The sequence below is a fragment of the Bradyrhizobium sp. USDA 336 genome (assembly GCF_044908355.1).
GTDB lineage: Bacteria > Pseudomonadota > Alphaproteobacteria > Rhizobiales > Xanthobacteraceae > Bradyrhizobium > Bradyrhizobium yuanmingense.
The window spans coordinates 6690901-6703876 of the sequence record NZ_JBIYDC010000002.1 but is presented as its reverse complement, the minus strand read 5'-3'; the positions used below and the strand labels follow the sequence as shown (position 1 = coordinate 6703876).

Annotated in this window: 15 protein-coding genes; 3 read left to right on the top strand and 12 right to left on the bottom strand. The window is 65.5% G+C overall.

The genetic code is table 11. The annotated features are described in order from the left end of the window. Nucleotides 1-2 precede the first annotated feature (2 nt). The 6 genes from ABIA45_RS32400 to ABIA45_RS32375 all read right to left on the bottom strand — a co-directional run bounded on the left by ABIA45_RS32400 (nt 3) and on the right by ABIA45_RS32375 (nt 3897). Nucleotides 3-872, bottom strand: coding sequence for a metal ABC transporter permease (locus ABIA45_RS32400; RefSeq protein WP_404654800.1), 870 nt, complete (start codon nt 870-872; stop codon nt 3-5). Between the two features lie 6 nt (nt 873-878). Then, nucleotides 879-1634, bottom strand: coding sequence for a metal ABC transporter ATP-binding protein (locus ABIA45_RS32395; protein WP_404654799.1), 756 nt, complete (start codon nt 1632-1634; stop codon nt 879-881). Between the two features lie 2 nt (nt 1635-1636). Then, entirely contained in the window at nt 1637-1879 is a 243-nt protein-coding gene (locus ABIA45_RS32390) for a hypothetical protein (protein WP_157282926.1), read from the bottom strand. A 55-nt stretch (nt 1880-1934) separates the two neighbouring features. Further along, entirely contained in the window at nt 1935-2435 is a 501-nt protein-coding gene (locus ABIA45_RS32385) for a hypothetical protein (protein ID WP_404654798.1), read from the bottom strand. After that, nucleotides 2432-3043, bottom strand: coding sequence for a permease (locus ABIA45_RS32380; RefSeq protein WP_271545750.1), 612 nt, complete (start codon nt 3041-3043; stop codon nt 2432-2434). The genes ABIA45_RS32385 and ABIA45_RS32380 overlap by 4 nt, the downstream gene beginning before the upstream one ends. Nucleotides 3044-3300: 257 nt before the next feature. Then, the gene (locus tag ABIA45_RS32375; protein WP_027573470.1) at nt 3301-3897 is read right to left on the bottom strand and encodes a superoxide dismutase; all 597 of its coding nucleotides are present in this window, start codon (nt 3895-3897) and stop codon (nt 3301-3303) included. 245 nt (nt 3898-4142) lie between these two features. On the opposite strand from ABIA45_RS32375, the gene ABIA45_RS32370 reads away from it, so the two are divergent. The 3 genes from ABIA45_RS32370 (at nt 4143) to ABIA45_RS32360 (ending at nt 6681) form a co-directional block, all read left to right on the top strand. After that, the gene (locus ABIA45_RS32370) at nt 4143-4670 is read left to right on the top strand and encodes a GNAT family N-acetyltransferase (RefSeq protein WP_157282935.1); all 528 of its coding nucleotides are present in this window, start codon (nt 4143-4145) and stop codon (nt 4668-4670) included. 82 nt (nt 4671-4752) lie between these two features. Then, complete coding sequence (locus ABIA45_RS32365; RefSeq protein WP_271545754.1) at nt 4753-6138, top strand: MATE family efflux transporter; 1386 nt, start codon at nt 4753-4755, stop codon at nt 6136-6138. A 108-nt stretch (nt 6139-6246) separates the two neighbouring features. Further along, on the top strand, nt 6247-6681 hold the full coding sequence (locus tag ABIA45_RS32360; protein ID WP_157282941.1) for a DUF2147 domain-containing protein: 435 nt from the start codon (nt 6247-6249) through the stop codon (nt 6679-6681). Here the strand turns inward: ABIA45_RS32360 and ABIA45_RS32355 are convergent. The 6 genes from ABIA45_RS32355 to ABIA45_RS32330 form a co-directional block, all read right to left on the bottom strand. After that, entirely contained in the window at nt 6678-7829 is a 1152-nt protein-coding gene (locus ABIA45_RS32355) for a DUF3095 domain-containing protein (RefSeq protein WP_404654797.1), read from the bottom strand. The two genes, ABIA45_RS32360 and ABIA45_RS32355, sit on opposite strands and share 4 nt — an antisense overlap. Before the next feature lie 341 nt (nt 7830-8170). Next, nucleotides 8171-8374, bottom strand: a complete 204-nt coding sequence (locus ABIA45_RS32350) for a hypothetical protein (RefSeq protein ID WP_404654796.1) — start codon at nt 8372-8374, stop codon at nt 8171-8173. A gap of 126 nt (nt 8375-8500) precedes the next feature. Further along, nucleotides 8501-9223: an SDR family NAD(P)-dependent oxidoreductase gene (locus ABIA45_RS32345; protein ID WP_157282950.1), complete on the bottom strand. Its 723-nt coding sequence runs from the start codon at nt 9221-9223 to the stop codon at nt 8501-8503. Beyond that, nucleotides 9216-10598 (bottom strand): class I adenylate-forming enzyme family protein, encoded by a 1383-nt coding sequence (locus tag ABIA45_RS32340; protein WP_404654795.1) that lies wholly within the window; start codon nt 10596-10598, stop codon nt 9216-9218. The genes ABIA45_RS32345 and ABIA45_RS32340 overlap by 8 nt, the downstream gene beginning before the upstream one ends. Continuing rightward, nucleotides 10585-10830, bottom strand: a complete 246-nt coding sequence (locus ABIA45_RS32335; protein ID WP_015688794.1) for an acyl carrier protein — start codon at nt 10828-10830, stop codon at nt 10585-10587. Before ABIA45_RS32335 ends, ABIA45_RS32340 begins: the two co-directional genes overlap by 14 nt. A gap of 143 nt (nt 10831-10973) precedes the next feature. Then, on the bottom strand, nt 10974-12779 hold the full coding sequence (locus ABIA45_RS32330; protein WP_404545773.1) for a long-chain-acyl-CoA synthetase: 1806 nt from the start codon (nt 12777-12779) through the stop codon (nt 10974-10976). Nucleotides 12780-12976 lie beyond the last annotated feature (197 nt).

Below are 12976 nucleotides of genomic sequence, written 5' to 3'. Positions count from 1 at the left end.
CGTCATGCTTCCAGATGCCGGCCGGGAAACAGCTGCCGGACGATGCCGCCGACGCGGCCGAACAGGACGGAGACGATGTAGAGCACCGTCGCCACGAGGATGATCGCGGGGCCCGAAGGCACGCGGGTCTGGAACGAGAGCACAAGGCCGGCATAGCCGGACACCGCAGCAGCAATGACGGCGATGCAGATCATCGCGGTGAGATCGCGCGACCAGAACCTTGCGATGCCCGCAGGCAGGATCATCAGACCCACCGCCAGCAGCGTGCCCAGCGCCTGGAAGCCGTTGACGAGGTTGATGACGACCAGCGCCAGGAAGGCGAGATGGGCCGGGCCGCCGGCCCGGCTCACCGTGCGCAGGAACAGCGGATCGACGCTCTCGATCACGAGCGGGCGATAGATCACCGCGAGCACCAGCAGCGTCACCGTGGCGTTGAAGGCCACCACCAGCAGGGTCTGGTCGTCCATCGCGAGGATGTTGCCGAACAGCACGTGCAGGAGATCGATGTTGGTGCCCTTGATGGAGACGATGGTGACGCCGAGCGCAAGCGAAGCGAGATAAAAGGTCGCGAGCGAGGCGTCCTCCTTCAGCCCGGTCGAGCGTGCGACCACACCAGCGAGGATCGCGACGGCAAAGCCGGCGACCAGGCCCCCGGCCGTCATCGCGAACAGATTGAGGCCGGAGAGCAGGAAACCGACCGCCGCGCCAGGCAGGATCGCGTGCGCCATGGCGTCGCCGACGAGGCTCATCCGCCGCAGCATCAGGAACACGCCGATCGGCGCCCCCGCCAGCGCCAACGCGATCACCGCGGCGAGCGCGCGCCGCATGAACTCGAATTCGGTGAACGGACCGATCAGCGCGTCATAGAGCATCGGATATCAGGCCGCCCGCGAGCTGATATCATCGGCCGCGCAGGCCGCGGCGCTGTCGTCGAAGGCCTCGCACATCCGCATCGCGACCAGCAGATTTTCCGGCGTCAGCACCTCCGCCGTCGGGCCCCACGCGACGGGGCCGCGCGCCAGCACCAGCGTTTCGGTGAAATGATTGCGCACCATCTCCATGTCGTGCAGCGCGGCGAGCACGGTGCGACCCTCGCCATGCCAGCGCCTCACCAGCGCGAGCAGATCGGCGGTGGTCTTGCTGTCGATGGCGTTGAAGGGCTCGTCGAGTACGATCAGGCTGGCATCCTGGAGCAGCACACGGGCGAACAGCACGCGCTGCATCTGACCGCCGGAGAGCGTGCCGATCGGGCGGTTCTCGAAACCGCTGAGGCCAACGGCTCCGATTGCCCGGAGAATCTTGTCGCGCGCGGCCTTGCCGATGCCGCCGAACAAGCCTGTGCCGCGCCACAGCCCGGTGCCGACGAAATCGAACACCGAGATCGGGAAGCTGCGATCGATCTCCGCGCTCTGCGGCAGATAGGCGACGTCGCGGGCATCGAGCCCGCCGAGATGGATCGTCCCGTCGAGCGGCCTCAGGATGCCGACGATGCCGCGCAGCAGCGTCGACTTGCCGGCCCCGTTCGGGCCGATCACCGCGACCAGCGCGCCCGGCGCGACCTCGCCGCTGAGATGATGCACGGCGGGGTGCCGGTCATAGCCGAGCGTGACGTTGTGAAAGTGCAACGCGGCCATCGTCACCTCATCGCCAGCAAGACGATGCCCCACAGCACGGCACAGACGGCGAGCGCGGCCGCGAGGCGGCCCGCCATGGTCATGCGCAGGATCGACCAGGGCGCGGCCTGGGCCGGATGCGGCGAGGCCGCATCGTGGACATGGGCGTGGGCGTGATCGTGCCCGTGCGAATGTCCATGGCCGTGACCATGGGAATGGCCATGAGCATGGTCGTGCTGGTGGGCGTGAGACGCGGCGGGAGCCATTTGCGGACGTTATATTATAACATTACGACTGTCCACGGCGGGCTGCCATTCCGCTTCACGGCTTGCCGATCACCATGGCGATAGCGGCCGCCACGAACGGAAACGGCACCGACACGGCGCAGCGGAACCAGACGAAACGGGCCGGCATGAACGGGATCTCCCACAGGATCACCCGCTGGAAGGCGAACAGCGCCCAGGCGACGACGTAGGCGACCACCTGCGGCACGCCGCCGCCCGACTTCAGCGCCACCGCGCCGATGGAAAAGCCGACCACGGGGCCGCCGGGCGTGGCGGCGCCGGCGACCACAGCGGTGGCAACCCCGAGCCAGCCGCTATCCGGGCCGAGCCAGCTGGTGATCACCTCCTGCGGGATGATGGCGGCGATGTAGCCGGAGCCGATCACGCCAAGCGCGATCCGCGGCACGATGTTGACGAAATCCATCGTACCTTCGCGCAAGGAGGCCACGAACACCGGGCGCCCACGACGAAAGGCGATCAGTCCGACGCCGAGCACCGAACCCCACAGCAGGACGTCGATCAGAAGCGCTGCGCTCAACTCTCGTCGTCCTTCGCGAGCGGCTTCGGATAGAGCCTGACATAGACGAAGCGGCCGAGGGCGCCGGCGAGCACCGGCAGCGGCAGCGAGATCACGATCCGCCACAGCGTGAAATCGGTGCCCATGATCGGGATTTCCCAGGCGACCGCCCGGCCATAGCCGATCAGCGTCCAGCTCACGACCATGGCGATGGTGGCGCCGAAATCGGCGCCGACCGCGAGCAGCGCACTAGCCACCGGGTAGGCCGTGAAGGGACCGCCGGGCAGAATTGCGCCGAAGGCGGTGCCGATCAGCAGGCCCATCAGGCCGGATTTCGGCCCGAGCGAGCGCGAGACCTTCTCGTGCGGCAGGATTTCCGAGATGAAGGCCCCTAACAGGCAGCCGGCGAGCACGCGCGGCAGGATGCCGGAGAACAACGAGAGATCGTGGGTGAGGATGTCCAGAACGCCGTCAGTGCCGTCCCGCCGCCAGACCAGTGCTGCACTCACCGCCACCAGAGCTGCGATGATGATGGTCGACCAGCCGATCGGCTTGCGGACCCGGCCCGGCCGCGGCTCGGATTCCGCGTCGCCGCCAGGCGCCGGATTGTTCGGGGAAGGTTCTGACAACGGGCTAGAGTCGCTCGAGGGTGATGCCCGTCCTGATTAAGGGCGGTGTTCCCCCGATGCAAACGGTGTGACGACAGACCCATGCGCGCGCCGCGCAGGGCAATTCCGCACAGCAAAAAGGCGGCCGCGCCTGCGACCGCCTTTGTTTCTGTCATTCCGGGGCGGCGCGTCAGCCCGAACCCGGAATCCATCGGGCGTCATCCGAGCAGACAAATGGATTCCGGGCTCGCGCTTCGCGCGCCCCGGAATGACACCTGTTACGCCTTCTCGAACAGGGACTCCACGTATTCCCAGTTCACGAGGTTCTCGACGAACGCCTTGAGATAATCGGGACGCCGGTTGCGATAGTCGATGTAGTAGGAGTGCTCCCAGACGTCGCAGCCGAGGATCGGGGTGGCGCCGTGCACCAGCGGATTCTCGCCGTTCGGGGTCTTGGAGATCTCGAGCTTGCCATTCTTGACCTGGAGCCAGCACCAGCCGGAGCCGAATTGGCCGACGCCGGCCGCCTGGAAGTCCGTCTTGAACTTCTCGAAGCCGCCGAGGTCCTCGTTGATCTTCTTCTCGAGCTTGCCCGGCAGCTTGGTGCCGCCGCCATTGGGCTTCATCCAGCTCCAGAAGTGGATGTGGTTGTAGTGCTGGCCGGCATTGTTGAACACCGCGGGATTCTTGCCGAACGAGCCCTTGACGATCTCCTCAAGGGACTTGCCTTCCCATTCGGTCCCCTTGAGCGCGTTGTTGCCGTTGGTGACGTAGGCCTGATGATGCTTGTCGTGGTGATATTCCAGCGTCTCCTTCGACATGTACTGGCCGAGGGCGTCATAGGCGTAAGGGAGTGGGGGCAGCGTAAAGGTCATGGCTTCTTGTCCGCAACTGGTGGGGAACGAGTTCTAACGGTCACCCCTTATAGAAGGTTCCGCCGCCATTAAATACCTCAGAATTTGCGAAAAGGCGTGACTTGGCGCGTCCTGCTTGAATGCACAAATTCGTCGCAACCGGCCGCCGTCGATCAGACCTGCGGTTCGCTGTAAAATATCATTGCCTTTGAGGCGCTTAAGACAGAACAAACGCGCCACGAAGCGGAGCTGTGGAGGACGAGGCCATGAGCATCGAGATCGACATATTGAACGGCGACGCCTCGTGGCCGATCGCCGAGCCGCTACTTCAGGCGGTCTGGGCACCGCAATTCGTCGCAGGCAAGCCCTGGGCCCATGTCAAATGGGCCAATGCCGATCTCCGCGTGCTGGTCGAGACGCCCGAGGATGGTCTCGTGTGCCATGTCGGCATCTACTTCCGCACCATCACCTGGAACGGACAGAAGATTCATATCGGCGGCATCGGCGGCGTCTCCACGCGCGAGGACCAGCGCGGCCGTGGCTATGCGACCATGGCGATCGACGCGGCGGTGCATACCATGCGCGCCAACGAGGCGGTTCGGTTCGCCCTACTGTTCTGCGAGCCGCACAATTTCGCGTTCTACGAGGCCCGGAGCTGGCTGCCGTTCAAAGGCGAGGTCTATTGCGAACAGCCGGAAGGGCGGATCCGGTTCACCTACATGGCGCCCTATGTCTTCCACATCGTGCGCGCGCCGACGCTGGGCACCATCGACCTATGCGGCCTGCCATGGTGAGCCCTGCGTGAGCCAGGGCTGCGCCGGCCGGCTCATTCTCTTATAATATGTCGGTCATCATTTAATTTTCCGCCCGGTGGACATGACGATCGACGCCCCAGCAGATGCCGTCCCGCCGGTTGCGCCGGTCGCCTCCCCCATCGCCAGCCTCCTGACCGCGCCGATCCTGCCGACGCTGCTGCGGCTCGCGATCCCCAACATGATCGCGATGGTCGGGAGCACGCTGGTTGCGGTAGCCGAGACCTCCTATATCGGCCGGCTCGGCACCATCCCCCTTGCTGCGATCGCGCTGGTGTTTCCGTTCGCGATGCTGACGCAGATGATGAGCGCCGGCGCGATGGGCGGCGGCGTCTCCTCTGCGATCAGCCGCGCGCTCGGCGCAGGGGATCGCGACCGCGCCGCGACGCTGGCGCTGCATGCCGCCATCATCGGCCTTTGCGGCGGGCTGTTCTTCACGGTGATGATGCTCGCCTTCGGCCGCTCCTTCTTCTCGCTGCTCGGCGGACGCGAGCGCGTGCTCGAAGAGGCCAGCGGCTATTCGCAGGTGCTGTTCTCCGGCGCGGTCGCGATCTGGCTCGTCAACACGCTGGCCTCGGTGATCCGCGGTACCGGCGACATGCGCCTGCCTTCGATGATTCTGATCGGGGCGAGCGTGCTGCAGATCGTGCTCGGCGGCACGCTGGGGCTCGGCCTGTTCGGCGTGCCGCAATTCGGCATGCCGGGCGTGGCGAGCGGCCAGCTGATCGCGTTCAGCTGCGCGGCACTGTTCTTCCTCTGGTATCTGATGTCAGGCCGCAGCCGGCTGCCGCTCAATCTCCGCGCCTTCCATTTCGAGCGCGCGATGTTCCTGGACATTCTCAAAGTGGGCGCGGTGGCCTGCCTGTCGCCGCTCCAGACCGTGCTCACCATTCTGATCTTCACGAAGATCCTCGCGACCTTCGGCACCGAGATGCTGGCCGGCTACGGCATCGGCTCGCGGCTCGAATTTCTGCTGATCCCGATCACCTTCGCCTTCGGCATCGCCTCGGTGCCGATGGTCGGCATGGCGATCGGCGCCGGGCATGTGAAGCGCGCGCGGCGTGTCGCCTGGACCGCGGCTGCGGCCTCAGGACTCACGGTGGGCCTGATCGGGCTCGTCGTTGCGCTCGCTCCGTCGCTGTGGGTCGGGCTCTTCACCCGCGATCCCGGCGTCACCGCCGCCGCGCACAGCTATTTCCACTGGGCAGGTCCGGCCTTCGTATTCTTCGGCATGGGCGTGTCGCTTTACTTCTCCTCGCAAGGCGCCGCACGCGTCGGCGGTCCCGTGCTCGCCTCCACGGCACGGCTTCTGATCGTCGCGATCGGCGGTATCGGACTGATGACCGCGCAGGCTCCGGCCTGGACCCTGTTCGCGCTGGTCGGCGGCGCCATGGTCGTGTTCGGGCTCTCGACCGCCGCCTCGGTCGCTTTCGCGCGCTGGGGCAAATGATCGCAGGTAAATAGGCGCAGGCAGATAAGCTCAGAATGTGATTCCCTCGGACGTTGCGCGCGCTCGATTTGCTGCTATGGAGGCGCCTCCATTCCAGGGCTCCTCTCCATGACATTCAGATTCGCCGCTCTCACCGTCATTCTGGCTGCGCTGATCGGTGCGCCTTCCGCCTATGCGCAGAGCGCCGAAGGGACCTGGCTCACCCAGGCGGGCGATGCGCGCGTCAAGATCAGCAAATGCGGCGGCGGCATCTGCGGCCACATCGTCTGGCTGCGCGAACCCATGGACAGCGCGACCGGCCAGCCCGCCACAGACAGCAAGAATCCCAATCCCGCGCTGGCCAGGCGTCCGATGATCGGCCTGCCATTGTTCAGCGGCATGGAGCCGGCAGGACCGAACAAATGGTCGGGCCAGATCTACAATGCCGACGACGGCAGCACCTATGCGAGCAACGTCAGCCTGACCGGCGCGGACGCGCTACGGGTCGAAGGCTGCGTCGGCGCGCTCTGCGGCGGTGAGACCTGGACGCGCGCGGGGCGCTAACCCGCTGCCATCATCGCCTTCAACGCCGTCGCCGCCGAGGCATAGCCGCCGCGCGCGCCGTCGATGAAATGGACGTGATCGCTGCGCAGCGCCGACGGCGCGAAGCAGGTCATCATCGCAGCGTCCTGCTGGTAGAGGCCGTAGCGCACGATGCCCTCGCGCGCGGCGGCTTTGAGACGATCGTTCAAGGCGCGCTCGAGCTGCGGCGTGCAGTCCAGGATCATGCGCAGGCCGTCGTCGTATTTACGGAAGTCCGAGTTCTCGACCACTTGGCGCTTGTAGAGGCTGGGCACGAAACCGCCGATCTTGATATCGAAGCGCATGATGAAATAAGCGAACAGCGTATAGGCCAGCACGCTGGCTCTGCGCGCGAGCAGCGGACCGCCGCGCCTGGTGCGGGCCTCGAATTCCACGCCCTGCGGCGGCCATTTCAGCGGGGGCCCCTGCGGCGGCACCGGCCGGCCGCCCTCCGGGCTTCGCTCGACGAGATGAATGATGTCCTCGATCACCTTGCGGAAGGCCTGCGGATCGACGCCACGCGCCGGCATCACCAGCACCGACAGGATCAGGCCGCGCGCCGCCGGCATCACCTCGAAACGACACGACAGGCCCGAAAGGTCCGGCTGCGTGCCGGCAGGCGCCTCCTCGACGGCAAACTCGCCGCACTTCATCGCGGCGTCGGCCCAGGCGAGCCCGCCGCCCGAAAACATCGCATAGGACAGGTTGGCCGACGGCCCGAACCGGGCGACGCGCACATCGAGGCCGTGTGTGCGAATGACGCTGACCGGCACCAAGGCGACGCGCAGGGTCAGATCGAGGTCTTCGCGCACCCAGGTCGCGGTCGCAGCCAGCGCCTGGCGGGCAAGTTCGACATCGTCAGGCGCCACCGCGAAACTGGCTCCGTCGCCGCCGAACACGAAGGGGAATTCCCGCCCCTCCAGCGCATTGGTCACCGCCGCGATCACGGCGGCACCCGCCATGTTCACGGCCTTGTAGCGCTGCGCCGCGATCGCCTTGGTCGAATCGACGATATCGGCAACACCGATGCTCCAGTCGTCCGGCAGCGGCGCATAGAGCGCAGGATCCATCAGGCTGGTGAAGCCTCGGAAGACGGGAATGCCGCCATAGAAGGACTCGCCTGAGCTCATCGGGATTGCCGGACGGTTGGAATACGAAACAAAATACGTGGCAGGATCGATCCGGGTTCGCTGGCTCGCGCCCCCTTTCGATCATTGGCCGAAAGTGGCCCGGACAACAAGATGCGGCCGCCTTGCAATGCCCCGGCGCGATCACTGATCGGCGTCAAACGACCACGGGGGAGAGCGGCTATCGTCGCGCGGCCCCAAGGGGTTGCATGGGAAAATCGAGGTGTCCGACTTCAACAGCAAGGACTCTGCCATGCGCGAGCGCCGCATCCGCCGCCTCACCGAAGTACCGCCGGAATCTTCACACGAGCGGATTGACCTGCCGAAGCAGCGGCCGTGAGCGGCTAGTGCAGCTTCTCGTCCTGACGCTTGCGCAGCTGGGATGCAGGGACGTCGTGGCAGCCGATCAGGTGCACGAATTGCTGCGGATACGCCTCGTGGCCGTGATCGCCGGAATTCTGATGCGACATCGGCGGGCAGCGGACCTCATTCACACGCACCGGCTCTTTCAGGACCCGACTTGAAGCGCTCATGTTTGAAGTGGTCATCGACTGCTCCCCTTCGTTTAGGGCAGACCGATTGACGTAAACCAATCGATTGCGGGGCATCTTACGACCAAATCCGGCTGGCTGTCATTGCGCGTGATCAACGCAATTGTGGCAGTCGGGTTCCGCTTAGGCGGTATTGCCCGCGTCGATGGTGAACACGGTGCCGGTGACGTTGCGGCCGCCTTCGCCCAAAAGGTATTCCACCATGCGCGCGACGTCGTCCGTCTCCGGCAGCCGGCGCAACGCGCTGCGGCCCGCAATGCGCTTGCGGCCTTCCTCGGAGAGATTGTGGGTGAGCTCGGTGTCGATGAAGCCTGGCGCGATCGCGTTCACGGTGATGCCGAGCTTGCCGACCTCACGGGCCAGCGAGCGGGTGAAGCCGGTCGCGGCGGCCTTGGTCGCGCCATAGACGGACAGGCCGTTATAGCCTGTCGTCGCGATGATCGAGGAGATGTTGATGATGCGCCCCGCGCCGTCGGCCATCATTTGTCGGGCCACATACTTGGTGAGGATGATCGGCGACAGCACGTTGAGCTGCACCAGCGCCTCGATCTCGGAATTGTGCATGGTGGCCAGCAGGCCTTCGGTGCCGAGACCGGCATTGTTGACGAGGCCGTAGATCGGACCGAATTCGTCGCGGACGAGCTTTGCGAAGGCCGGGATTGCATCGATCACGGCAAGATCGCAGGCGCGGAAATGCAGGCGCCCGTCGGCGGCAGCGATGGCCGCCTTGAGCTCGTCGCTTTCGCGCCGCGCTGCCGCGATCACGTTGAAGCCGGCAGCAACCAGACGCTTGCCGATTGCAAGCCCGATGCCGCGGCTGCCGCCGGTGACGAGAACGTTATGCATCGGTGCGCGCCAGTTTTCCGGCCGGGGTAACGTCGAGCGCCTCGACGAAGCGGAGCACCGCCGGCACCTTGTGGGATGCGAGCTGGGCACGGCACAGATCCAGGATCTGGTCGCGGATCTCTTTCGCGCGCGCCGGATCGGTGCCCTCGGCGAGGATCACGTCCGCGACCACGATGCCGCCGGTGATCGGGCTCTTGCGCGACTTCGCGCGCGACATCCGCACGTCGGGATGGCGGTTGATCACGGCCTCGATCTCCTCGGGGTGGACCTTCAGTCCGCCGATGTTGATGATGCCGCCACGACGACCGACGAAATAATAGCGGTCGCCGCGCAGCTCGACGATGTCGCCGCTATCGACAAAGCCGTCGTCGTCGGTGAGCGACGCCGCATTGCGGCCGATATAGGCATGGGCCGTGCGCGTTGAGCGGATGCGCAGCGAGCCGTCGACGACCTTCATCTCGACGCCGTTGCGGTTGCCGAGATAGTCGGCCGGAAAGCCTTCCAGCCCGTCATTGACGGCGAAACCGACGCCGGCCTCGGTCGAGGCATAGGCATGGCCGACGGACGCGTGGGGGAATGCCGCCTTCAGGCCGTCGAGCACGGCCTGGTCGGCGATCTCGCCGGAGAGGCGGACGTAAGCCGGGGCGAATTGCGCGGCCGAGCCGCTCATCAGGAGCTTGCGCCAGTGCGAGGGCGTGCCGGAGATATGCGAGACACCGCGCGCCTTCAGCCGCGCGACGTGATCGGCGAGCGCCTCATGGGGATCGGACAGCACCAACGAGCCGCCGGAGAGGATGGCACGGAGAAAGATTTGCAGGCCGCCATAGCGGCGGATGTCGTAGAACGTTGCCCAGACCGGTGCAGGTCCGCGCGACGGGCCTTCGGCGACGATCGCACCGGTCAAGGCTTCCAGCGTATGGCCGGCGATCTTTGGCACGCCCGAGGTGCCCGAAGTCAACATCAGCCATTCGGTGCCCCGCTCGGTCTTGGCAGGCGCCGCGGCTTGCGGCGGCAAGTGCGCGGTGACGACCAGCGGCACGCCGGACGCCGCCCAGCAATCGGGCTCGTCGGTGACGACGGCATCGATCCCCGCATCCGCGATCAAGGCGTCGAGATGCGCCGGATTGAGGTCCGGCGGACACAACAGCATGCGGCGGGCGATACCGTCGAGCTCAATCATGGCAAGGCCGGACCGGAGCTGGTCCGACAGCTTGAGCAGCACGGCACGGCCGGACAACTCGTGCAGCCGGCCGCCCAGAACCGTGTGCGACAGGATGCCCGTCAGCGATACGACATCATGTGCATCGGAGATCGCGCGGCCTTTCAGCTCCGCGCCAAGATGGTCGCGAAGTGCAAAGATCTCACGCGGGGACATTTTCGTAGGCCCGCACGAAATCGCCCACCGTGGCGGGGAACGCTGCGTCCTCGGAAATGGTGAAGGGGTCGACGCCGGTCTCGTCCTCGAGGCGGGCGACCAGGATGGCGAAGGCGAGCGAGTCAAAGCCCGTCTCATGCAGGGACAGATCGTCCGAGAGGGCGGGAAGCGTGACGTGCTGCTCCTTGGCGATCTGCTGGATCGCTTCAATGACCTTTGACCTTACCGACATGGTTGGCTCGCTTTGTTATCGATCTCGTTGTTGCGGCGGCTCTTGCTGACCGCCTCCCCATCGCGGTCTGTTTACCCGACAGAAGTAAATGGCTTCTTGGACAATTCAGATAAAATTGGACCTAACTCTCGATTTTGGTTGCCCTACAGCCTGATCGTACCGCCCGAGATGGCCGCATACGTCTCCGCGTCCAGCGCAACGTACGCGCCCGATGTCGGGTCGAGCATGAACAGCGGATCGGAGACCGCAGCCGGATCAAACCCTTCGCGGGCGAGCTCGCCCTTCTTCTGCTTGAAGGTCTCGGTGGCGTCGAGCTCGCGCGAGATGCGGATGAAGAGCGGGCGGGCGTAGACCGGCAGGCGCTGCGCGAGATGGGCGGGCAGCGCGGCGATGTCAAAGCCCTCGTTCACGACGATCGCGCTCATGCCGGCCCGGCCGTCGGCGCCGGGAATGCTGACGCCATAGGTAGTGGCATCGACGACGCCGGTGAAATCGCGCACGGCATCGTTCACCTCCGAGGTCGCGACATTCTCGCCCTTCCAGCGGAACGTGTCGCCGATACGGTCGACGAAATGGAAGAATCCCTTGTCGTCCATCCGCATCAGATCGCCGGTGCGGAACCAGGCATCGCCCTTGACGAAGACATCACGCAAGACTTTTTTCTCGGTCTCACCGGCATCGGTGTAGCCCTCGAAGCGCCCACCGCCCTCGTCCGCGGTGCCGATGCGGCCGATGGCTTCGCCGGCCTCGCCGCGGCTGCAGGCGATGCAGAAGCCCTCTTCATTGCGCAGCGGCGCGCCGCTATCGGGGTCAAGCTTGACGAGACTTGCAGGAAAGCGGTGCGCGAGCAGCGCCGGGACGCGGCCGATCGCACCCGGCTGGCCCTCGACGTTGAACAGCGAGAAATTGCCTTCGGTCGCAGCGTAGAATTCGAGGATGCGTGGAATGGCGAAACGCGCCTGGAAATCCTCCCAGATATCGCCGCGCAGACCGTTGCCGCAAGCGAGCCGCAGGCGGTGCCGGTTCTCGTATTCCGAGGGCGCGGCCTTGAGCAGATAGCGGCAGAGCTCGCCGATATATTGAAACAGCGTGCAGTCGTGCCGGACGATGTCGGACCAGAAATGCGAGGCCGAGAATTTCTCGGCGATCACCACCGAGCCGCCGGCGGCCAGCATGCTGCACGGCGCGACGATGCCGCCGACCGAATGGAACAGCGGCAGACAATCGTAGAGTCGATCCTGCGGCGTCGCGCCGGTGAGGCCGGCGAACCAAAAGCCCCAATTGAGGATGCGGCGGTGGCTGATGCTGGCGGCTTTCGGCAGGCCAGTGGTGCCGGAGGTGTAGATCAGCAGCGCACGGTCGTCGATGGTGACCTGGCCATGCTCCTCCGGCGATAGCGGGCCGTCATCGAGAACGGCAAGCGCGACGTCGATCGCACGTTCGCTGCGGCTATCGCCATGCGTCCAGACTTTTGCCCCCGTCTTCAGATGCGGAGCCGCGCTGTCCAGCATTCCCGTCAGCACATGCGCAACGATGACATGCATCGGCTTCGCGACATCAAGGCAGTGCGCGAGCGATTGCCCGACGAGCTTGGTGTTGATCAGTGCGACCACACCGCCGACGCGACTGATGCCGAGCCAGGCCGCGACATAGTCGATGCCGTTCGGCATGATCAGCGCAACGGTATCGCCCTTGGACAGGCCGACCGAGCGCGCCCAGCGGGCGTAGCGATTGATTCTCTTCGAGAGGCCTGCGTAATCGAGGCTTGCCTCGTCCGCCACCAGAGCGACGCGGTTCGGCTGGCGTTGCGCCCAATCGTCGACGACGTCGGCGAACAGACGGCCCGGCAGCGTTTCGATCCGCGCCGTGAGCTCGATCGCCCTCAACCAGATCTTGGAAGCCGACGGTGCGCGCGCGGCTTTCGGCTGCTCGATGACGCCGGTGGTCATATTGCTTACTCTTTCGGGCGGTCTGCGGTGTCCGACAGCTTAGCCCGAGCGCCCTGACCCAGGCGTTAAGAGACAAGGTAAACTCGGTTAGGGCGCGGTTAACTGTCAACAGCCCGCAACCAAGATCGCACCCGCCGGCAGCGTACTGGCGGGTGTGATCAGGTCGAAAGAGTGATGAATGCAGACGTCGCGGCTTT

What these genes read in the sequence shown, in the direction of transcription:
- ABIA45_RS32400 (WP_404654800.1), bottom strand. Translation starts at nt 872, where the DNA reads ATGCTCTATGACGCGCTGATCGGTCCGTTCACCGAATTCGAGTTCATG.
- ABIA45_RS32395 (WP_404654799.1), bottom strand. Translation starts at nt 1,634, where the DNA reads ATGGCCGCGTTGCACTTTCACAACGTCACGCTCGGCTATGACCGGCAC.
- ABIA45_RS32390 (WP_157282926.1), bottom strand. Translation starts at nt 1,879, where the DNA reads ATGGCTCCCGCCGCGTCTCACGCCCACCAGCACGACCATGCTCATGGC.
- ABIA45_RS32375 (WP_027573470.1), bottom strand. Translation starts at nt 3,897, where the DNA reads ATGACCTTTACGCTGCCCCCACTCCCTTACGCCTATGACGCCCTCGGC.
- ABIA45_RS32370 (WP_157282935.1), top strand. Translation starts at nt 4,143, where the DNA reads ATGAGCATCGAGATCGACATATTGAACGGCGACGCCTCGTGGCCGATC.
- ABIA45_RS32365 (WP_271545754.1), top strand. Translation starts at nt 4,753, where the DNA reads ATGACGATCGACGCCCCAGCAGATGCCGTCCCGCCGGTTGCGCCGGTC.
- ABIA45_RS32360 (WP_157282941.1), top strand. Translation starts at nt 6,247, where the DNA reads ATGACATTCAGATTCGCCGCTCTCACCGTCATTCTGGCTGCGCTGATC.
- ABIA45_RS32355 (WP_404654797.1), bottom strand. Translation starts at nt 7,829, where the DNA reads ATGAGCTCAGGCGAGTCCTTCTATGGCGGCATTCCCGTCTTCCGAGGC.
- ABIA45_RS32350 (WP_404654796.1), bottom strand. Translation starts at nt 8,374, where the DNA reads ATGACCACTTCAAACATGAGCGCTTCAAGTCGGGTCCTGAAAGAGCCG.
- ABIA45_RS32345 (WP_157282950.1), bottom strand. Translation starts at nt 9,223, where the DNA reads ATGCATAACGTTCTCGTCACCGGCGGCAGCCGCGGCATCGGGCTTGCA.
- ABIA45_RS32340 (WP_404654795.1), bottom strand. Translation starts at nt 10,598, where the DNA reads ATGTCCCCGCGTGAGATCTTTGCACTTCGCGACCATCTTGGCGCGGAG.
- ABIA45_RS32335 (WP_015688794.1), bottom strand. Translation starts at nt 10,830, where the DNA reads ATGTCGGTAAGGTCAAAGGTCATTGAAGCGATCCAGCAGATCGCCAAG.
- ABIA45_RS32330 (WP_404545773.1), bottom strand. Translation starts at nt 12,779, where the DNA reads ATGACCACCGGCGTCATCGAGCAGCCGAAAGCCGCGCGCGCACCGTCG.